We start from the raw sequence: 19,846 nt of genomic DNA, 5'->3' as shown, positions 1-19,846 counted from the left end.
GTTGTTCAAAAATGTCCAACTTCCCAACCGGGGGGTATGAGAAGCGGAACCAATACAAATATTGGCACTGACATTCATCGACACACTATTGAGTTCTCAAAGAACACACGCACAAACCTCCACCCGCAACTTTCGGAGGGGCTTCGGCAAGGCAACTGTTCCAGGCTAGCGCAGGCACTCCCATTGAAGCAAGTTCGGTAGGAGGCTGACCAGCTGATCAATCAGGCGCTCGGCGGACTGTGTCCGTGTCGCTCTGACTCGAACTAAGTTACGCACCGCCGAACGCGAAGTCAAATCGCCTGGTCAACACGGCTATTTCGGCGTATCGACCCGCTCGACCCGACCGCCGAGCGCTTGCAGCTGCTCGACGAACCGGGGGTACCCGCGGTCGATGTGGTACACGTCGTGCACCTCGGTCACGCCGTCGGCGACCAGACCCGCGAGTACCAAGCCCGCGCCGGCACGGATGTCGGACGACCAGACCGGCGCGCTGGACAACCTGGGAATACCGCGGACAACGGCGTGGTGACCGTCGGTGCGCGCGTCGGCGCCGAGCCGGATCATCTCCTCCACGAAACGGAACCTCGCTTCGAAGACGTTCTCGGTGATCATCGACGTGCCGTCGGCGATGGCGGCCAGGCCGATCGCCATCGGCTGCAGATCGGTCGGGAAGCCGGGGAACGGCAGAGTCGCGAAGTTCACCGCGCGCGGACGCTCCGGCTGAACGACCCGGAAACCGTTGGGCTCGTAGGAAATCCGCGCGCCCGCGGCACGCAGCTTGTCCAACACCAGGGCGAGGTGCTTCGGGTTGATCCCCGTGACGCGCACATCGCCGGTGGTCATCGCGGCCGCGATCCCCCAGGTGGCGGCGACGATGCGATCTCCGATCACCCGGTGCGTGGTCGGCGACAGACGCTTGACGCCCTGCACGGTGAGGACCGAGGAACCGGCACCGGAGATCCGCGCACCCATCTGCGTGAGCATGGTGCACAGGTCGACGATGTCGGGCTCGCGGGCCGCGTTGTCGATGACGGTCTCGCCCTCGGCGAGGACCGCGGCCATCAGGATGTTCTCCGTCGCGCCCACCGACGGGAAGTCGAGGCGGATCCGCGCACCCTGCAACTCGTCGGCACGGGCGACCACGCAGCCGTGTTCGATCTCGCTGGTCGCGCCGAGCAAGCGCAGCCCGGCCTGGTGCATGTCGAGCGGACGCGAACCGATCGCGTCACCGCCTGGCAGCGCGACGACCGCGCGCTTGCACCGGGCCATCAGTGGACCGAGCACGCACACCGAGGCGCGGAACTGGGTGACCGCGGGGAAGTCGGCGTGATATTTCGGCTCGGGCGGCGTCACGATCGTGACGACCGACCGGTCGCCGCCCTCGTCGTCGGAGATCGCCACGTCGCAGCCGAGACCGCGCAGTACATCCGCCATCAGCGGGACATCGAGGATGTCCGGGCAGTTGGTGATGGTGGTCGTGCCCTCGGCCAGCAACGCGGCGGCCATCAGCTTCAGCACGCTGTTCTTCGCGCCGCCGACCGCCACTTCGCCGACGAGCTGATTACCGCCGGAGACCAGAAACCGTTCGCTCACCCCGCCAGCTTATCGACCGTTGCCCGGCGACACGCCCCCGACGCCAAACCGGCCGAACCTCGCGGTAGCGAATCGCTTTCACTCCCCGCCGGGACCACCCGGCTGCCACAGCACATCCCCCTCGGGATTGGTCACCCGGCTGAGAATGAACAGCAGGTCGGAAAGGCGATTCAGGTATTTGGCAGGCAGCACGCCGGTGTCGTCGGGATGCGCCTCGACCGCGGCCCAGGCCGAGCGTTCGGCGCGCCGGACCACGGTGCGTGCGGTGTGCAGCAGTGCCGCCAACGGCGTGCCGCCGGGCAGGATGAACGAATTCAGCGGTGCCAGACCGTCGTTGAACTCGTCGCACCAGGCCTCCAGCCGGTCGATATAGGGCTGGGTGATCCGCAGCGGCGGGTACTTGGGCTCGGCGACGATCGGGGTGGACAGATCAGCGCCCGCGTCGAACAGGTCGTTCTGGATCCGGCGCAGCACGGCCAGGATCGCGGGCTCCGGCGCACCGAGCGCAACCGCCACCCCGATCGCGGCATTGGCCTCGTCACAGTCGGCGTAGGCGACCAGGCGCGGATCGGTCTTGGGCACACGGGAGAAATCGCTGAGGCCGGTCGTTCCGTCGTCACCGGTGCGGGTGTAGATCCGGGTCAAATGCACGCTCACGGCTGACCTCCTCGCGTACGCCGGGCGCGGTCGGACGGCCGCGACTCCATCCAGGACAGAAAAGCCGCCATCGATCCGCGGTCGAGCGCGAGCTCGAAGCTGTTGTGCGGATCGGTGACGGCTACCACCACGATGTCGGAACTCATGATGTCGAATTCGTCGCCCTGTGGCGCACGTCGTTCGACGATCTCGAGGCCCTGCCGGTGCACGGTGGAATCGGGGCCGAGCTTGAGACTGGTCAGTTTGAAGAAGACGAGCCGGTCCTCGTCGTACCGGATGAGACCATGCCGCCAGCCGTGGCCACCCCGCGCGGGCAATACCCGCAGCAGCGCGGCCGTGCCGCCCCGGCGCAGCATCACCAACCGATAGGTCGACGCTCCGGCGATGAACACGAGCGCCAGCACCAGAATGATCAGGAGAACCATCCCGGTCTGCAATGCAGTACGCCCTTTCGCTCCACGGATGCCGAAGACACCCTCGCCGCCATTCAATCACGCGGGAACACGGCGGCAACGGCGGGATCCGGTATCCCGCCGAAAACGCCACTGTCGGCGACGAACCGAAGTTCGCCGCCGACAGTGGTCGGAATCGTTTCCCGACTCAGGACGTCGCGATCGCCTCGACCGCGCGCACCTGGCCCTGCGCCACCCGCAGCTCCACCTCGGAGGCCTCCGCGGAGGCGAGCACCTTGCGGGCCGCGTCGACGTCGACCTCCGCCGCGAGATCCGCGGACTCGGCCAGTACCCGCACGGTGTCGGCGGTCACCGAGAAGAAACCGCCGTGCACCGCCGCGACGATGCGTTCGCCGTCGGTCGACACGATGCTCACCGTGCCGCCCTCGACGAGCTGACCGAGCAGCGGCTCGTGGCCGGCCATGATGCCGATCTGCCCCTCGGTGGTCTGCGCGCTGACGAACGAAGCCTGGCCGGACCAGAGCTTGCGTTCGACGGCGACCAGATCAACTGTCATCTCCGCCATGGTGGACTACTTCCCGGCGATCTTCTTGGCGGCCGCCTCGACGTCGTCGAGACCACCGCAGGAGTTGAACGCCTGCTCCGGGAAGTGGTCGAACTCGCCCTTGCAGACGCGATCGAAGTCGTCGATGGTCTGCTCCAGCGGCACGACCGAACCCGGCTGACCGGTGAACTTCTCGGCCACGATGAAGTTCTGGCCGAGGAACTTCTCCAGGCGACGGGCACGACCGACGAGGACCTTGTCCTCTTCGGAGAGCTCGTCCATACCGAGGATGGCGATGATGTCCTGCAGTTCCTTGTACTTCTGCAGGATCCGCTTGACCTCGTTGGCCACCCGGAAGTGCCGCTCGCCGACGATCGAGGCCTCGAGGATGCGCGAGGTCGAGGTCAGCGGGTCGACGGCCGGGTAGATGCCCTTCTGCGAGATCGGGCGGGAGAGCTCGGTCGTCGCGTCGAGGTGGGCGAAGGTGGTCGCAGGCGCCGGGTCGGTGTAGTCGTCGGCGGGGACGTAGATCGCCTGCAGCGAGGTGATCGAGCGGCCACGGGTCGAGGTGATGCGCTCCTGGAGCTCACCCATCTCGTCCGCCAGCGTCGGCTGGTAACCCACGGCCGAAGGCATACGACCCAGCAGGGTCGAGACCTCGGAACCGGCCTGGGTGAAACGGAAGATGTTGTCGATGAAGAGCAGCACGTCCTGGTGCTGGACATCGCGGAAGTACTCCGCCATGGTCAGCGCGGACAGGGCCACCCGCATACGGGTGCCCGGCGGCTCGTCCATCTGGCCGAAGACGAGGGCGGTGTCCTGGAGGACGCCCATCTCTTCCATTTCCAGGTGGAGGTCGGTGCCCTCACGGGTACGCTCACCGACGCCGGCGAACACCGAGGTGCCGGAGAACTCGCGAGCGATACGGGTGATCATCTCCTGGATGAGCACGGTCTTGCCGACACCGGCACCACCGAACAGACCGATCTTGCCGCCCTTGACGTACGGGGTCAGCAGGTCGATGACCTTGACGCCGGTCTCGAGCATCTCGGTCTTACCCTCGAGCTGGTCGAAGCTCGGGGGCTTGCGGTGGATGCCCCACTGCTCGCCGTCGCGGCCGAGGCCGGGCGAGTCGAGGCAGTCGCCGAGGGCGTTGAACACGTGGCCCTTGACGATGTCACCGACGGGCACCGAGATCGGCTTGCCCGAGTCGATGACGGTCGCGCCACGGACCAGGCCGTCGGTCGGCTGCATCGAGATGGTGCGCACGATGTTGTCGCCGAGGTGCTGGGCGACCTCGAGGGTCAGGGTCTTGGCCACCGACGCCAGCTTGATGTCGGCGTTGAGAGCGTTGAACAGCTCGGGGATGGCGCCACGCGGGAACTCGACGTCCACGACGGGGCCGATGACACGGACGACGCGGCCGGCGGCTGCGCCTGCCTTACTCGCGTTGTCCTGAGTGACAGCTGCGGTCATTAGATTGGTTCTCTTCCTGCGCTTCTAGTCGCGGTCCGAGCTCGACGCCAGCGCGTTCACGCCGCCGACGATTTCGCTGATTTCCTGCGTGATCTGGGCCTGACGCACCGAGTTCGCCTCGCGCTGGAGCACACTGGCCAGCTCGTTGGCGTTGTCGGTCGCCGCCTTCATTGCGGTGCGCCGAGCCGCGGACTCGGATGCCGCTGCCTCGAGCAACGATGCGTAGATACGCGTGTTGATGTACTTGGGCAGCAATGCGCCAAGCAGTACATCGGCGTCCGGCTCGAATTCGTACTGCGCCGTGACCACCGCGTTCGGCGAGTCCGTCATCATGTCCTCGCCGAGCTCGAACTTCTCGTCGACGAAGCTCACCTGGATCGGCGCCAAGCGACGCACCTCCGGGGTCTGCGTCAGCATCGAGACGAACTTGGTGTACACGATGTGCAGTTCGTCGACGCCCTCGATGGTGCCCTTGCCGTCCAGCGAAGCGACCTCGCTGCCGGAGCCGGCCATGAACGCCTCGACCAGGTGGCCGCACGCGGCCGACGCATCGGTGTACTTCGGCTGCTGCGAGAAGCCGGTCCAGGACGCCTCGAACGGACGGTTGCGGAACTTGTAGTACGTGAGGCCCTTGTTGCCCATCACGTACAGCACCGGCTCCTTGCCGTCGCCACGCAGAGTGGTCATGAGCTCCTCGGCGCGCTTGAGCACGTTCGAGTTGTAGCCACCACACATACCGCTGTCACTGGTGATCACCAGCACCGCGGCCCGCTTCGGGTTCGGACGCTCGTTGAGCAGCGGGTGCGCCAGGTTCTTCGACGCGCTCGCGAGCTCGCCGAGGACCTTGGTGATCTCCTCGGCGTACGGCTTGGCGGCCGCAACCCTGGCTTGGGCCTTGGAGATTCGCGAGGTCGCGATCAGTTCCTGCGCCTTGGTGATCTTCTTGATCGAATTCACACCACGAATGCGGGAGCGCAATTCGCGCAAACTAGCCACTAGCGGGTCACACTCCCTTCATTCGCCAGATCGGAAATTGCCGACATCAGTTGAACCCGGCTTACTTCTCGACGTGCTTGCGGGTGACCGACAGCGACTCGACCTCTTCGTGGTCCAGCTCGCCCGCGGCGGCCTCGTTCACCACGCGGCTGCCGTCGGAGGCGAGGAAGCCCTGCTTGAAGTTGTCGGTCTCGGCCTTGATGGCGTCGGCGGCTTCGCCGTCGAGCGGCTTGCGGCCGCCTTCGAGCGCGTCGAACGACGACTGGGTCGCGCTGTGCAGGTGCTCGAGCAGCTCGGCGGTGAAGCGACGCACGTCGCCGACCGGAACCGAGTCGTAGTAGCCGGCGTCGACCAGGTAGATCGAGACGACCTGATCCTCGACGGCGACCGGGGAGTACTGGTTCTGCTTGAGCAGCTCCACCCAGCGGGCACCGCGCTCGAGCTGGGCCAGCGAGGCGGCGTCCAGGTCGGAGGCGAAGGCGGAGAACGCCTCGAGCTCGCGGTACTGGGCCATTTCCAGACGCAGCGAACCGGCGACCTTCTTCATGGCCTTGGTCTGGGCGGCGCCACCGACACGGGAGACCGAGGTACCGACGTTGATCGCCGGGCGGACACCCTTGTTGAACAGGTCGGACTCGAGGAAGACCTGGCCGTCGGTGATGGAGATGACGTTGGTCGGAATGAACGCCGAGACGTCGTTGGCCTTGGTCTCGATGATCGGCAGACCGGTCATCGAGCCGCCGCCCATCTCATCGGACAGCTTCGCGCAACGCTCCAGCAGGCGGGAGTGCAGGTAGAAGACGTCACCGGGGTACGCCTCGCGGCCCGGCGGACGACGCAGCAGCAGCGAGATGGCGCGGTAGGCCTCGGCCTGCTTGGTCAGGTCGTCGAACACGATCAGGACGTGCTTGCCCTGGTACATCCAGTGCTGGCCGATGGCCGAACCGGTGTAGGGGGCCAGCCACTTGAAGCCGGCGGAATCCGACGCGGGAGCCGCGACGATGGTGGTGTACTCCATCGCGCCGTGCTCCTCGAGCGCGGTCTTGACGCCCGCGATGGTGGAGCCCTTCTGGCCGATCGCGACGTAGATGCAGCGGACCTGCTTGGTCGGGTCGCCCGACTCCCAGTTCGCCTTCTGGTTCAGGATCGCGTCGACGGCGACGGCGGTCTTGCCGGTCTTGCGGTCGCCGATGATCAGCTGACGCTGGCCGCGGCCGATCGCGGTCAGCGCGTCGATCGCGGTGATACCGGTGGCCAGCGGCTCCTCGACCGGCTGGCGCTCCAGCACCGTCGCGGCCTGCAGCTCGAGCACGCGGCGGTCGTCGGCTTCGATGTCGCCGAGGCCGTCGATCGCCTGGCCGAGCGGGTTGACCACGCGACCGAGGAACTTGTCACCGACGGGGACGGAGAGCACGTCGCCGGTGCGGCGGACCTGCTGGCCCTCCTCGAGCGAGGCGTACTCGCCGAGGATGACGGCGCCGATCTCGGTGTCCTCGAGGTTCAGCGCGACGCCCAGGACGCCGCCCGGGAACTCGAGCAGCTCGTTGGCCATCGCCGACGGCAGACCGCTGACATGCGCGATGCCGTCGCCGGTGTCGGTCACGGTGCCGACTTCTTCGATGGAGGTTTCCGGGGTGTAGCTCTGGGTGTAGCTCTCGATCGCGCTACGGATCTCGTCGGAGGAGATCGTCAGCTCCGCCATGTTGTTCCTGCTCTCGCTGTGGTCTCGAATGTCGGGGGTTGGGAAGAGGCGTCAGGGCTTGCGTCGATTTACGACAGTGCCCGGCGCAGCTTCTCCAGTCGGCCGGTGGCGCTGCCGTCGATGACGTCGTCTCCGACGCGCACGACGACGCCGCTCAGCAGCGTCGGGTCGACCTGCACGTGCACGGTGACCGCCTTGCCGTAGATCCGCTGCAGGGAAGCCGAGAGCTTCTCCTTCTGCTGATCGGTCAGCTCGACCGCGGCGTGCACGTGGGCGACGATCTGGTCACGACGGGCCGCCGCCAGATCGGACAGGGCGTCGAAGGCGACGCCGATGTTGTTGGTCCGCAGTCGGGTCACCGCCTGCTCGGCCAGCGTCAGCGTGATCGGCTCGGCCTTGCCGGTCAGCAGCCGCACGATCAGCTCGCGCCGCGCCGAGGCGGGCTTGCCCTGATCGGACAGTGCCTGCTCCAGCTGCGGGTTGTCGGCGATGATCCGGCCGAGCCGGAACAGCTCGTCCTCCACCGCGCCGAGCCTGCCACCGTCGGCCGCCGACTCGAGCAGGGCTTCCTGCCCGAGCAGCACCAGGGTGTCGACCAGATCACGGGTGCGCGACCAGTCCTGGGCCACCGCGGTGGTCAGCACTGCCTGCGTGGCAGCGCTGACCTTGCCGCCGAAGATCCGCTCGCTGAGTTCAGCGCGCGCCGAACCCGGCACCGACACGTCCGCGAGCGCCACACGCAGCGAACGCTGGTCGTCCAGCACGGCGACAACGGCGAACAGTTCCGACCCCGTCGTGGCCGCAACAGTTTCGCTTCCGGTCAGAGCGGCCCGAAGCGCCTCGCGAGACCGGGAGCTGGCCTCGCGGCTCGCTGCGTACATGCTTCTCACTTTCGCGTCGTTACCTTCCGACCCCGATGGCGTCGGTGTCGTCGAGTTCGCTGAGGAACTTGTCGATCGACGCCGCCTGCTTGGCTTCGTCCGAAACCGACTGGCCGATGATCTTCTCGGCCAGGCTGACGGCGGTGACGCCGACCTCGGAACGCAGCTCGGTCAGGATCTGCTGGCGCTGGGCTTCCAGCTGGGAGTGACCGGCAGCGATGATGCGATCGCTCTCGGCCTGGGCGTCCTGGCGCATCTGCGCGAGGATCTGCTGACCCTGGGTGCGCGCATCCTCGCGGATACGTGCGGCCTCGAGCCGGGCGTCGGCGAGCTGCTGCTGGTACTGCTGCAGCGTCTGCTGTGCCTCCGCCTGGGCTGCTTCGGCCCTGGCGATACCGCCTTCGATCTTGTCGGTTCGTTCTTCGAGGACCTTGGTCACACGTGGGATCACGTACTTCCAGAAAAGGACGCCGATGACGATGACACAGACGATCGACCAGACGATGTCGTACGTTGCGGGGACGAGAGGATTCACATCCTCTCCCCCTTCAGCAGCGAGTGTGATGATTTCGCGCATCGGAATCAGAAGATGAAGCCGGCGACGAGGCCGATCAGCGCGAGGGCCTCGGTGAACGCGATACCGAGGAACATGTTGGTACGGATCTGGCCGGACAGCTCGGGCTGACGCGCGATGCCCTCGATGGCCTTACCGACGACGATGCCGACGCCGATGCCGGGGCCGATCGCAGCGAGGCCGTAGCCGATGGCGCCGAAGCCGGTGAAGGTGCTCTCGGTGGTCGCGGCTTCCTGGGCCAGGTAAGCGAGGCTCATGAGTCTTCTTTCCCTTTCTGTTGCTCACCCGCCGGTCGGCGTGTGTAGCAGGTTTGGCGGTAGTAGTGGTTTCAGTCAGGTCAGTGGTCGGCAGCGTGCTGCGACTGCGAGATGTAGACCGCGGTCAGCAGCGCGAAAACGTAGGCCTGCAGGAAGATGACCAGCAGCTCGAACAGCGTGAAGCCGATACCAGCCAGCAGCGAGAACGGCGAGAAGACTTTCATCCACGCGGTGGCGTCGAACAGGAAGAACCAGGTCGCGCTGAAGAACAGCACCAGCATGATGTGACCGGCGAGCATGTTGGCCATGAGTCGGACGGTCAGCGTGAACGGGCGCAGGATGAAGGTCGAGATGAACTCGATCGGGATCAGCAGCACGTGCAGCGCGATCGGCACGTCGGGGACGACGATGCTGTGCCGGATGTAGGAGAAGAAGCCGTACTTCCGGATGCCGACGTAGTTGTAGGCGATGTAGACGATCGCGGCCAGCACCAGCGGCATGCCGATGCGCGCATTCGAGGAGATGTTCAATCCTGGAATCACACCGGAGAAGTTCAGAAAGAGAACCGTGAAGAAGATCGTCGCGATCAGCGGGAGGAACTTCTTGCCGGATTCCTTGCCGAGTACCTCGTCGGCGATCTGCTCCTTGACGAAGACCACGCCGGTCTCCATCACATTCTGCAGGCCGCGCGGGACGATCTTCGGCGAGCGGAAAGCCAGCACGAAGACGATCACCAGAACGGCGGTCATCAGCAGCCGAACCAGCATCAAGCGATCGAGTTCGAACGGCGTACCCGCGAACAGCACCGCTGGGGGGAAGAAGTCGGACAGCGATGGCGCGTGAAACTCGCCTGCCGCCAAAGTGGTGACGCTCAGCGTTCTCTCCCGTGTTCGGGCCGCGGGTACGGTCAATCCCGCGGTTCGATCGGACATTGACGATCAATGGGGTCGACTCAGGTCGGCTCGAAATTCGTCAGCCACTTGTCCGGTGTGTAACCGGAACCGCTGCTGAGCGGGTGTCGGCGACATCGTCGACATGCTTCAACCGGGCACATTCCACCCGGATCGGCAGTAAGCATAGCGGCACCGGGCGGGATCTCGGCGATCCCCCCTGGTAACCCGAGGCAAAGCCCTGTGTTGGTCTGGGCCGCGCCCCTAGCTTGGGTGCTTGCTTACCAAGACTTTACCAAGCTATCTACGACAGTGCGTAGCTGGGTGGGATTATTCCTGCTCGGACGCCGTTTCGTCGTCACCCGCGCGTGTCGTGACGTACGGAACCTTCTGGCTCACAACGCCATACGTCTCGGCACCGAGAACGATCAGCAGAGCGCCCACCACGGTGAAGAACAGCGCGGGCCTGCTGTAGAAGTCGAACTGGTTGAGCACCGCGATGACCAGCAGCGCGACCAGCAGCTTGCCGACCCAGCTGACCAGCAGGACCAGGCCCGCGGTACTCGGCGGCAGCTTCGCGCCGAGCAGCACCGAGACCACCGTGGTGAGGATGAACCCACCGCCGATGGCGGCACCGAGCAGCGCCCCCCACAGCCCGGGCATCCCGGCGACCGCGGTGGCGATCACCACCGCGACGACCACGAGGACGCCGAGGCCGATCAGGCCGTAGCGCAGTGCGGCGCGGAGCGGAGCGTCGGGGCCTGGCACGGTTTCCGGTGTAAAGCTCACGGGCCGCACTTTACCTTCTCGCCGTATTCAGCTGTTGGCCGACTCCGCCCGGCGCATCGACGGGATCGCGGTCACTACCAGCGCGAACACCAGGCCACCGGCCACCAGCAACACCACGATCCTGCGGTCCATCAGCGACGTTCCCACCGCGCCGAACGCGAGTACCCCGACCCACAAATAGATCAGCAACACCACGCGCCGGTGCGAATGCCCGATCTGCAGCAAACGATGGTGCAGATGCATTTTGTCCGGTGTGGAGAAACTCACGCCCGCGCGCACACGGCGCACGATCGCCAGCAGCAGATCCAGGACCGGAATGAACATCACCGCGCCGACCAGCAACAGCGGCGAGAGCAGGCCGACGATGTCGCGCGGCCCGTAGCCCTGCAGCGGAATTCGGCCGGAGGCGCCGGTGGAAACCGCGGCCAGCATCAAACCGATCAGCATCGAGCCGGTGTCACCCATGAATATTCGGGCAGGCTGGAAATTGTGTGGCAGAAATCCCAGGCAGGCGCCCGCCAGCGCGGCGGCGAGCAACGCGGGGGGATAGGTGTCCACCGAGCCGCCCTGGTCGAACAGCAATCCCACGGAGAACACGAAAACCGCGCCGGCGCAGATCAAACCGAGGCCTGCCGCGAGCCCGTCGAGACCGTCGACGAAGTTCATCGCGTTCACCAGGGTGACGGTGATACCGACGGTCACCAGGCCGCCCTGCAATTGATCCAGCACCACGGTGGTGTCGTTGAACGGGTCGTAGATGACGTACCAGCTCAGTCCCATCAGGGCCATCACGCCCGCCGCGGTGACCTGGCCGACGAACTTGGTGAGCGCGTCCAGGCCCCACCGATCGTCGACGATGCCGACCAGCACGATGATCGTCGCCGCGACCAGCACGGCCGGTATATCGGGCGCGTAGTCGAATCCGCGGCGCAGCGCGGGCAACTGGTGCGCGAACAGCACTGCCGCGACCACACCCAGATACATGCCGCCGCCACCCATCCGGGGAATCGGCTGCACGTGTACATCGCGTTCGCGCGGGACCGCGACCGCGCCGAAGGAGACGGCGAGAATCCGGACCCCGCCGGTGGCGAGGAAGGTCGCGGTGGCAGAGACGAGCAGCACGAGAACGAGCTCGCGCAGGGGGACTACCGTGCTCATCGGATGCGTGCGATCACCGCTGCGCGGGGCTGGTCAGCGCGTCGGGCGCCATGCCGAGCACCTCGGCGATCTCCGCGGCCGAGACCGCGCCTTCCCGCAGAATCCGCGGCTGATCCGCGGTGAGATCGACGATCGTCGACGCGACCGCGTGCGCCGCGGGCCCGCCGTCGAGATACACACTCGCCAGGGAACCCAGCTGCTCGCGCGCCTGTTCGACGGTGCTGGCAGGCGGCTGACCCGACACGTTCGCGCTGGAGACGGCGAGCGGGCCGACCTCACGCAGCAATTCCAGGGCCACCGGATGCAGCGGCATCCGCAGCATCACCGTGCCACGGGTGTCGCCGAGGTCCCACGCCAGCGACGGCGCGGCCTGCACGACCAGGCTCAGCGCACCGGGCCAGAACGCGCGGATCAGCTCGCGGGCCTGCGGGCGAACGGAGAACACGAGGCCGTCGATGGTGTGCCACGACCCGACCAGCACGGGGACGGGCATGTCCCGGCCACGTCGCTTGGCGGCCAGCAACGCGGCCACCGCCTCGGAATCGAACGCGTCGGCCGCGAGGCCGTACAGCGTGTCGGTCGGCATCACGACCAGCCGGCCGGACTTCAGCGCGCTGGTGGCGGCGGTGAGCCCGGCGGCCCTGGACGCTTGCTCGGCACAGTCGTAGACGGTACTCACGCTCAGTCTTCGCCTTCCCGCGGTTTCTGCCGGTCTTCGGGTGGGCGACGTTCTTCCGCCGCCCCAGGCCTACTCGGGACAGGGTTGCGGCAACCCGTCGAGGTTCCCCGATTCTTGCCGGTCTTGGGTGTGCGGCAAGAGTCTAGCTCCCGGGGACGCAGGGCAGTTTCCGGCATCTGGCGGCAGCGCCCCTGGCCTGGCATCACCCACCGCGGACCCCGGATGCTCCCGATTTGCTGCCTCGTGACAATCGACGCTCATTTCCACCGGTCACCGATCGGCTCGCGCCGCCACCGGGACGGATCGTCGACGACGAGGTTCGCTCAACGACTGCCGGGACAGCGGCCGCTGCGGCCGGCAGTCCACCGGACACCGCCCGGCCGACGACCCGTTGACGCCTGTCCCGCCGACCGGACACCAAGACGACGCGGCGACCAGGTGGCGGTGGCCGAGCCGACCACGCCGCGCGACAGCCGGACAGGGCGACCGCGCTGGCACCGGGTCAGCGAGCGGCGGGTGGGGTGGCGGCGACGACGAAGCGGGGTTTGCCTGCGAGATCGGGGTGCTCGACGATATCGACCAGCCCGGCGGCCGCGAGCAAGGCCGCCACTCCCCCACCGTTGCTGTCGTCGTGTTCGATCGCGGTCGCCCCGCCGGGACGGAGCAGGCGGGCGATGGTGGGCACCATCACCCGGATCACGTCCAGGCCGTCGGAGCCGCCGAACAGCGCGCGGTGCGGGTCGTGGTCGGCGACCTCGGGATCGAGCACAGCGGACTCCGGGATGTAGGGCGGGTTCGACACCACCACGTCGACACGGCCGGACAGCTCGGCCAGCAGGGTGGGATCGGTGACGTCGTCGGCGTGCAGGGTGATCGGGGTGTCGCCGTCGGCGATCCGGGCATCGGCATTGCGGCGAGCCCAGGCCAGCGCGGCGGGATCGAGTTCCACGGCGTGCACCCGCGCGTCGGGGCGGGCGTGCGCGATGGCCAGCGCCAGCGCGCCGGAGCCGGTGCAAAGGTCGACCACCACCGGCTCATGGTCGTGCGGCAGGGCTTCCAGCCGGGCCAGTGCCCAGGCGAACAACAGCTCGGTTTCCGGCCGAGGGATGAACACACCGGGCCCGACGGCGAGGTCGATCTCGCCCATGGCGGCGGTTCCGGTCAAATGCTGCAAGGGAATCCGGGCGGCCCGTGCCGCGACCAGGTCGTCGAAGCGGGCTGCCTCGGCAGGCTCGACCAGCGGATGCAGCGCCAGCCGCATCCGGTCGACACCGAGCACGTGCGCCGCCAACTGCTCGGCGTCCGACAGCGGCGAGGCGACGCCGACCGCCGCCAGCCGCTCCGCCGCGGCGACCACCAGCGGCCGCAGGCGTACCCGTTCGATCATCGTGCTCCTCCTCGCCACACCATCGGCCGCCGACCGAACGCCGCATCGGGCGGAACCCCGGATACGCGCTGGGCGTCGACCCCCACCGCCGGCTGCGGTCCGCCGGAGAGCTGCTCCCCCGACCGCGGTGCCGTCACCTCGCTCCGGCGCGGCCACGGCCGCACATCGCGAAGTCCGGCGGGGCCACCGCGCGCCTCCGCGGGAGGTCGGCGGCGGCAGACCAGGACCGACGTCATACCGAGCGGCAGACGGCCGGACCGCACCGTTATTCGGCCGCCATCCGCGCGTCGCGGTCGGCCTTGCCGAGCGCGTCGAGCAGCGCGTCCATGTCGCCGTCGAGGACCGCATCGAGGTTGTGCGCCTTGAAGCCGATGCGGTGATCGGCGATCCGGTTCTCCGGGAAGTTGTAGGTGCGGATGCGTTCGGAGCGGTCGACCGTGCGGATCTGGCTGGCCCGGCCCGCGGCGGCCTCCTGCTCGGCCTGTTCCTCGGCCAGCGCCTGCAACCTGGCCGCGAGCACCTGCATGGCGCGCGCCTTGTTCTGCAGCTGGGAACGCTCGTTCTGGCAGGTCACCACGATGCCCGAGGGCAGGTGGGTGATGCGGACCGCCGAGTCGGTGGTGTTCACACCCTGACCGCCCTTGCCTGAGGAGCGGTAGACATCGATGCGCAGATCGGTCTCGTCGATCTGCACCTGCTCGACCTCGTCGGGCTCCGGGTAGATCAGCACGCCCGCGGCCGAGGTGTGGATGCGGCCCTGCGACTCGGTCACCGGCACCCGCTGCACCCGGTGCACCCCACCCTCGAACTTGAAGCGCGACCACACTCCGTCGCGGGCGGCGTCGCGGCTCTTGATCGACAGCGTCGCGTCCTTGTAGCCGCCCAGGTCGGAATAGGTGACGTCGAGCGTCTCCACCTTCCAGCCGTGCCGTTCGGCGTAGCGGATGTACATGCGGGCCAGGTCGGCGGCGAACAGCGCCGACTCCTCGCCGCCCTCCCCGGACTTCACCTCGAGCACCACATCGTCGCCGTCGTGCGGGTCGCGCGGGGCGAGCAGATCGGCCAGCTGCTGTTCCAGCTCGGCCAGCTGCGCCTCCAGCCCCGGTACCTCGGCGGCGAAGGCCGCGTCGTCGGCGGCCAGCTCCCGCGCGGCCTCGAGGTCATCGCGCACCGACTCCAGCTTGCGGTAGGTGGTCATCACCGGCGCCAGCTCGGCGAACCGCTTGCCGACCCGACGCGCGGCACCGGCGTCGTTGTGCAACGACGGATCGGCCAGCTGCGTCTCCAACCCCTGATACTCGGCGAGAATATCGTCGATAGCAGAAGGTGCAGTCTGTTCGGCCATTGCCGTGAACTCCTACAAAGTAGAGGCCGAGAAGTCTTTCCCAGGCCGAAGGACCCCGCGGCGCCCGCGCCGCCAAAAGGTGACGCCCGGCCTGCTGAGCAGAGCCGGGCGTCGGAGGGGGCAACTAGGAGGCGTCGGCCTTCTTGCCAGCGCGCTTGCCGTAGCGAGCCTCGAAGCGAGCCACACGGCCGCCGGTGTCGAGGATCTTCTGCTTGCCGGTGTAGAACGGGTGACACTGCGAGCAGACCTCGACCGTGATCTGGCCGGACTCCTTGGTGGAGCGAGTCTGGAAGGTGTTGCCGCAACCACACACGACGGTGGTGTCGACATACGTGGGGTGGATTCCTGCCTTCATGGGCGTCCTCTCGATAATGGTCGCCGGGTCGCATGCCGCTGGAGCGCGGAATGCGTGAACCGGAACCGACTAGGCGGGATGTCTGCGGAGCCGCAGACACACAGCGGAACAGTGTATATGGAGCGCTGGCGCGCTCGAGTCGCGGCCCCCTGGTGTCTCGCCGAAGGGCCGCGACCGACTGCTCCGCAGTCCGGGACCTCCTCGAGGTCGGCCCGGTGTGGGCCGAGTTGGAGGGCTCCTTGCGGAATCAACGATCCCAGGTGGTGAATTAATCCTCGAGCGCGCCCGGGGCGGTCTTGGAGACCGTCATCAGGAACTCGAGGTTGTTCTTCGACTTCCTGAGCCGATCCATCAGCAGATCGATCGCCTGGTGCGAGTCCAGACCGGACAGCACGCGCCGCAGCTTGTGCACGACCGCCATCTCGTCGGGCGACATCAGCAGCTCGTCGTGGCGGGTGCTGGACGGGTTGATGTCGACGGCGGGGAACACGCGCCGCTCGGCGATCTTGCGATCGAGCTTGAGCTCGGCGTTGCCGGTGCCCTTGAACTCCTCGAAGATCACCGTGTCGCCGGTGGAACCGGTCTCCACCATCGCGGTGGCGATGATGGTGAGCGAGCCACCGTTCTCGATGTTGCGCGCCGCGCCGAGGAACCGCTTGGGCGGGTACAGCGCGGTCGAGTCGACACCACCGGAGAGGATACGGCCCGACGCGGGCGAGGAGTTGTTGTACGCGCGGCCCAATCGGGTGATCGAGTCGAGCAACACCACCACGTCCTTGCCCATCTCCACCAGCCGCTTGGCCCGCTCGATGGCGAGTTCGGCGACCGAGGTGTGATCGGCAGGCGGCCGGTCGAAGGTGGAGGCGATGACCTCACCCTTCACCGAACGCTGCATGTCGGTGACCTCTTCGGGACGCTCGTCGACCAGCACCACCATCAGGTAGCACTCAGGGTTGTTGGTCGCGATCGCGTTGGCGATGTCCTGCATGATCGTGGTCTTGCCCGCCTTGGGCGGGGACACGATCAGCGCGCGCTGGCCCTTGCCGATCGGCATGATCAGGTCGATCACGCGGGTCGTCAGCTTGTTCTGGGCGGTCTCCAGGCGCAGCCGCTGGTTCGGGTACAGCGGGGTGAGCTTCTGGAAGTCGGGACGGCGCTTGGCCGCCTCCACGTCGCCGCCGTTGACGGTGTCGAGCCGGACCAGCGGGTCGAACTTCTGGCGCTGGTTGCTCTGCTCGCCGTCGCGCGGGGCACGCACGGCACCGGTGATGGCGTCACCGCGGCGCAGGCCGTTCTTGCGAACCAGGTTCATCGAGACGTACACGTCGTTCGGGCCGGCCAGGTAGCCGGAGGTCCGCACGAACGCGTAGTTGTCGAGCACGTCCAGGATGCCTGCGACCGGCTGCAGGACGTCGTCCTCGCGGATCTCGAAGTCGCGGGCCTCGCCGCCACCACCGGCGCCACCGTCGCGGTCGCGGCCACGACGGCGCTCACGGAACCGGCGACCCCGGCGACCGCGGCCGCCTTCCTCGTCGTCGCCACCACGGTCGTCGCGCGCGCCGCGGCCACCACCGTTGTTGCCGTTCTGGTTCTGGTTGCGGTCGCCGCGGTCGCCACGCTCGCGCCTGCGCTCGCTCTGCTCGCCACCGTCGGCCTTGTCGGCCTGCTTGGTGTCCTCGGTCCGGTTCTCGGTCTGGGTGTTCTCGCCACCACCGGAACGGGCCTGGTCACGACCACGGCGCTGCCTGCCACGACCACGCTGACCGCCCTCGCGACCGGATTCCTCGGTCTGCTCGGCGGCGGGCTTGGACTCGGCCTGCTCGGTCTTGGCCTCGATGGGCTTCGACTCGGCGGGCTTGGACTCGGCGGGCTTGGACTCGGCGGCGGGCTGCTCGACCGGCGGCTTCTCCGCGGGCGCGGCCTTCTCCGCCTTGGCCTGCTTGTCGGCCTTCGCGGGCGCCTCGGTCTTGGCGGGAGCCGACTTCGCCGGCGCATCGGCCGCCACGGCGGCGGCCTCGGTGGACTTACCCGTCTTCGCGGGCGCTCCGGCCTGATTCTCCTTGATGGCGGCGATGAGATCGCCCTTGCGCATCCCGGAGGTGCCTCGGATACCGAGCTCCCCCGCCAGTGCGCGCAACTGCGGCAACAGCATTCCAGTCAGCCCCGATCGTGCGACGTCGGTGTGTTCGCTCATTTTCGAAATCTGTCCGGATTCACTTTCGCGGCCGCCCGAGTTCGTAGGGTTGGATTCCACCCCGGGTGTCGCGAGCAGGTCCGTATCTGTCACGGAAATCCTTTCCTTCCCTCGAATGCCGTGTGCTGAATCGAGGGTTCGTTCCGCAGACCCGGCAACGTGTGCCGAGCTCGGATTATGCGTCCAGACGGACGCCTGTGCCGTACTACCCGCCCCGCCGGACCGGAGGCTTCGCCACCAGAAGACAGTGGTGAGGAGAGATCATTCCAGTTTCGCGGCTTCTCGGCGTCGCAGCACCCCCATGGTGTGGAGGCTCGAGCCTGGAGCCTGCTGGAGCGATTGCCCTGATGAAGCACCGGCGTCTGATGCGCACGATGTACGGACAAGCCCAGGATAGCTGCCCATTGTGATCAACGGCAAGGCAGGCACGCCGTCAGTCGATGACGACGCCGTCCGCGATGCCGGGTTCGACCACACGCAGCCCGTCGGATTCCGCCTGTTTGCGCAGGTCATCAGGGAAATCTCCGGTTGCGAGCGCCAGCACGGTCGGGCCTGCGCCCGATACCGTCGCCGCGATTCCCGCCGCGCGCAGCCGCTCGATCCAGGCCGTGGTGAGCGGTAGCGCGGGGGCACGCTGGGTCTGGTGCAGCTTGTCCGCGGTGGCGGGCAGCAGCAGATCGGGCCGCTCGGTGAGCGCGACGACGGCCAGTGCGGCCCTGCTGACATTGAACGCGGCGTCGCCGTGCGGCACCTGCTCGGGCAGCAGCCCCCTGGTGTGCGCCGTGGACGAGCGTTCCTGCGGAATCAGCACCACCGGGCGCAGCGCCGCGGCGGGCCGCAGCCGCACCGCCCGGTAGGCGCGGGTGGCATCGGCATCGGTTTCGGTCCACGACACCACGATTCCGCCGAGCACGCTGGCGGCGGCGTTGTCGGGGTGGCCCTCGAACTCCGAGGCCAGCTGGACCAGCCGGTCGGGGTCGAGGCGCAGGTCGGGATCGAACTTCGCGGCGAGCCCCGCACCGGCGGCCAGCCCGCCGACCACGGCCGAGGCGCTGGAGCCGAGTCCGCGCGAGTGCGGAATCACGTTGCGGCACACCACCTCGAGCCCGTCGGCCCAGACCCCGAGCGCTTCGAGCCCGCGCTCGATCGCACGCACCACCAGATGCGTTGGGCCCCAGGGCACATCGTCGGCGCCCTCACCCTCCACCCGGATGTCGAGACCCGATTCGGTGGTACGCACCTCGATCTCGTCGTACAGCCCCAATGCCATTCCGAGGCAATCGAATCCGGGGCCGAGATTGGCCGTGGAGGCGGGAACGCGCACGGTCACTTCCAGACCGGCGGGCAGGGTCGCTGTCATCAGCCTGCTCTCGCGCGCGCTCAACTCAGGCCAGCTCGAGTTCGTGCGCGACAGCCACCGGGTCGACAGCGATCGGCGTAACCTCGGGCATCCCGGCCAACGCGTTGTCCGGGTCCTTGAGACCGTTACCGGTCACGGTGCACACCACGGTCAGGCCCGAATCCAGCCAACCCTCAGCACGAGCAGCCAGCAGACCGGCCACGCTCGCGGCCGACGCGGGCTCGACGAACACGCCCTCGGTCGCCGCGACCAGCCGGTACGCGGCCAGGATCTCCTCGTCAGTGGCCGCGCGGAACGCGCCACCGGACTGCTCCTTGGCCTCCATCGCCCCGTTCCACGACGCCGGCGCACCGATCCTGATCGCGGTCGCGACAGTCTCCGGGTCCTTCACCGGCGCCCCGCTGACCAGCGGCGCCGCACCAGCGGCCTGCACACCGAGCATCCGCGGCAACACCGAGGTGATGCCATCGGCGTGGTATTCGCGGTAACCACGCCAGTAGGCAGTGATGTTGCCCGCATTGCCGACCGGCAGCACATGCACATCCGGCGCCTTGCCCAGCACATCGCAGATCTCGAACGACGCGGTCTTCTGCCCC

Annotated in this window: 20 protein-coding genes; all 20 read right to left on the bottom strand. The window is 67.6% G+C overall.

Annotation, left to right across the window (positions count from 1 at the left end; translation table 11 throughout):
• Positions 1–312: 312 nt before the first annotated feature.
• Positions 313–1,593 (bottom strand): UDP-N-acetylglucosamine 1-carboxyvinyltransferase, encoded by a 1,281-nt coding sequence (gene murA / locus ACFOW8_RS09345; protein ID WP_378548371.1) that lies wholly within the window; start codon positions 1,591–1,593, stop codon positions 313–315.
• A 78-nt stretch (positions 1,594–1,671) separates the two neighbouring features.
• The gene (locus tag ACFOW8_RS09340) at positions 1,672–2,250 is read right to left on the bottom strand and encodes a cob(I)yrinic acid a,c-diamide adenosyltransferase (protein WP_378548368.1); all 579 of its coding nucleotides are present in this window, start codon (positions 2,248–2,250) and stop codon (positions 1,672–1,674) included.
• Entirely contained in the window at positions 2,247–2,675 is a 429-nt protein-coding gene (locus tag ACFOW8_RS09335) for a DUF2550 domain-containing protein (RefSeq protein WP_378548610.1), read from the bottom strand. The genes ACFOW8_RS09340 and ACFOW8_RS09335 overlap by 4 nt, the downstream gene beginning before the upstream one ends.
• 175 nt (positions 2,676–2,850) lie before the next feature.
• Positions 2,851–3,228 (bottom strand): F0F1 ATP synthase subunit epsilon, encoded by a 378-nt coding sequence (locus ACFOW8_RS09330; protein WP_378548365.1) that lies wholly within the window; start codon positions 3,226–3,228, stop codon positions 2,851–2,853.
• 6 nt (positions 3,229–3,234) lie between these two features.
• Entirely contained in the window at positions 3,235–4,683 is a 1,449-nt protein-coding gene (gene atpD, locus ACFOW8_RS09325; protein ID WP_378548362.1) for a F0F1 ATP synthase subunit beta, read from the bottom strand.
• 24 nt (positions 4,684–4,707) lie between these two features.
• Positions 4,708–5,679: a F0F1 ATP synthase subunit gamma gene (locus tag ACFOW8_RS09320; protein WP_378548359.1), complete on the bottom strand. Its 972-nt coding sequence runs from the start codon at positions 5,677–5,679 to the stop codon at positions 4,708–4,710.
• A 61-nt stretch (positions 5,680–5,740) separates the two neighbouring features.
• A complete protein-coding gene (atpA, locus tag ACFOW8_RS09315) occupies positions 5,741–7,381 on the bottom strand; it encodes a F0F1 ATP synthase subunit alpha (protein WP_378548356.1) in 1,641 nt (546 codons plus the stop codon).
• A gap of 68 nt (positions 7,382–7,449) precedes the next feature.
• Positions 7,450–8,262 carry a F0F1 ATP synthase subunit delta gene (locus ACFOW8_RS09310; RefSeq protein ID WP_378548353.1) on the bottom strand — a complete coding sequence of 271 codons (813 nt, stop codon included), beginning with the start codon at positions 8,260–8,262 and terminating at the stop codon, positions 7,450–7,452.
• Positions 8,263–8,281: 19 nt separating this feature from the next.
• A complete protein-coding gene (locus ACFOW8_RS09305) occupies positions 8,282–8,839 on the bottom strand; it encodes a F0F1 ATP synthase subunit B (protein WP_378548350.1) in 558 nt (185 codons plus the stop codon).
• A 5-nt stretch (positions 8,840–8,844) separates the two neighbouring features.
• On the bottom strand, positions 8,845–9,093 hold the full coding sequence (locus tag ACFOW8_RS09300; RefSeq protein WP_378548347.1) for an ATP synthase F0 subunit C: 249 nt from the start codon (positions 9,091–9,093) through the stop codon (positions 8,845–8,847).
• An 80-nt stretch (positions 9,094–9,173) separates the two neighbouring features.
• On the bottom strand, positions 9,174–10,025 hold the full coding sequence (atpB, locus tag ACFOW8_RS09295) for a F0F1 ATP synthase subunit A (protein WP_378548344.1): 852 nt from the start codon (positions 10,023–10,025) through the stop codon (positions 9,174–9,176).
• 288 nt (positions 10,026–10,313) lie between these two features.
• The gene (locus ACFOW8_RS09290; protein WP_378548341.1) at positions 10,314–10,781 is read right to left on the bottom strand and encodes a hypothetical protein; all 468 of its coding nucleotides are present in this window, start codon (positions 10,779–10,781) and stop codon (positions 10,314–10,316) included.
• Positions 10,782–10,799: 18 nt separating this feature from the next.
• Complete coding sequence (locus tag ACFOW8_RS09285; RefSeq protein WP_378548338.1) at positions 10,800–11,930, bottom strand: glycosyltransferase family 4 protein; 1,131 nt, start codon at positions 11,928–11,930, stop codon at positions 10,800–10,802.
• 13 nt (positions 11,931–11,943) lie between these two features.
• Positions 11,944–12,609, bottom strand: a complete 666-nt coding sequence (locus tag ACFOW8_RS09280) for an L-threonylcarbamoyladenylate synthase (RefSeq protein WP_378548335.1) — start codon at positions 12,607–12,609, stop codon at positions 11,944–11,946.
• Between the two features lie 502 nt (positions 12,610–13,111).
• The gene (prmC, locus tag ACFOW8_RS09275) at positions 13,112–13,993 is read right to left on the bottom strand and encodes a peptide chain release factor N(5)-glutamine methyltransferase (RefSeq protein WP_378548607.1); all 882 of its coding nucleotides are present in this window, start codon (positions 13,991–13,993) and stop codon (positions 13,112–13,114) included.
• A gap of 268 nt (positions 13,994–14,261) precedes the next feature.
• Entirely contained in the window at positions 14,262–15,341 is a 1,080-nt protein-coding gene (gene prfA / locus ACFOW8_RS09270) for a peptide chain release factor 1 (protein ID WP_378548332.1), read from the bottom strand.
• A 124-nt stretch (positions 15,342–15,465) separates the two neighbouring features.
• Entirely contained in the window at positions 15,466–15,696 is a 231-nt protein-coding gene (rpmE, locus tag ACFOW8_RS09265; protein WP_022567395.1) for a 50S ribosomal protein L31, read from the bottom strand.
• 268 nt (positions 15,697–15,964) lie between these two features.
• The gene (gene rho / locus ACFOW8_RS09260; protein ID WP_378548327.1) at positions 15,965–17,890 is read right to left on the bottom strand and encodes a transcription termination factor Rho; all 1,926 of its coding nucleotides are present in this window, start codon (positions 17,888–17,890) and stop codon (positions 15,965–15,967) included.
• A gap of 433 nt (positions 17,891–18,323) precedes the next feature.
• A complete protein-coding gene (thrB, locus tag ACFOW8_RS09255) occupies positions 18,324–19,250 on the bottom strand; it encodes a homoserine kinase (RefSeq protein ID WP_378548324.1) in 927 nt (308 codons plus the stop codon).
• Positions 19,251–19,275: 25 nt separating this feature from the next.
• Positions 19,276–19,846, bottom strand: a 571-nt coding sequence (locus ACFOW8_RS09250) for a pyridoxal-phosphate dependent enzyme (RefSeq protein WP_378548321.1), incomplete at its 5' end; no start/stop codon positions are given.

It is taken from the genome of Nocardia rhizosphaerae (assembly GCF_042650365.1).
Classification (GTDB): domain Bacteria; phylum Actinomycetota; class Actinomycetes; order Mycobacteriales; family Mycobacteriaceae; genus Nocardia; species Nocardia rhizosphaerae.
This window is presented reverse-complemented; position numbering and strand designations above follow the sequence as displayed.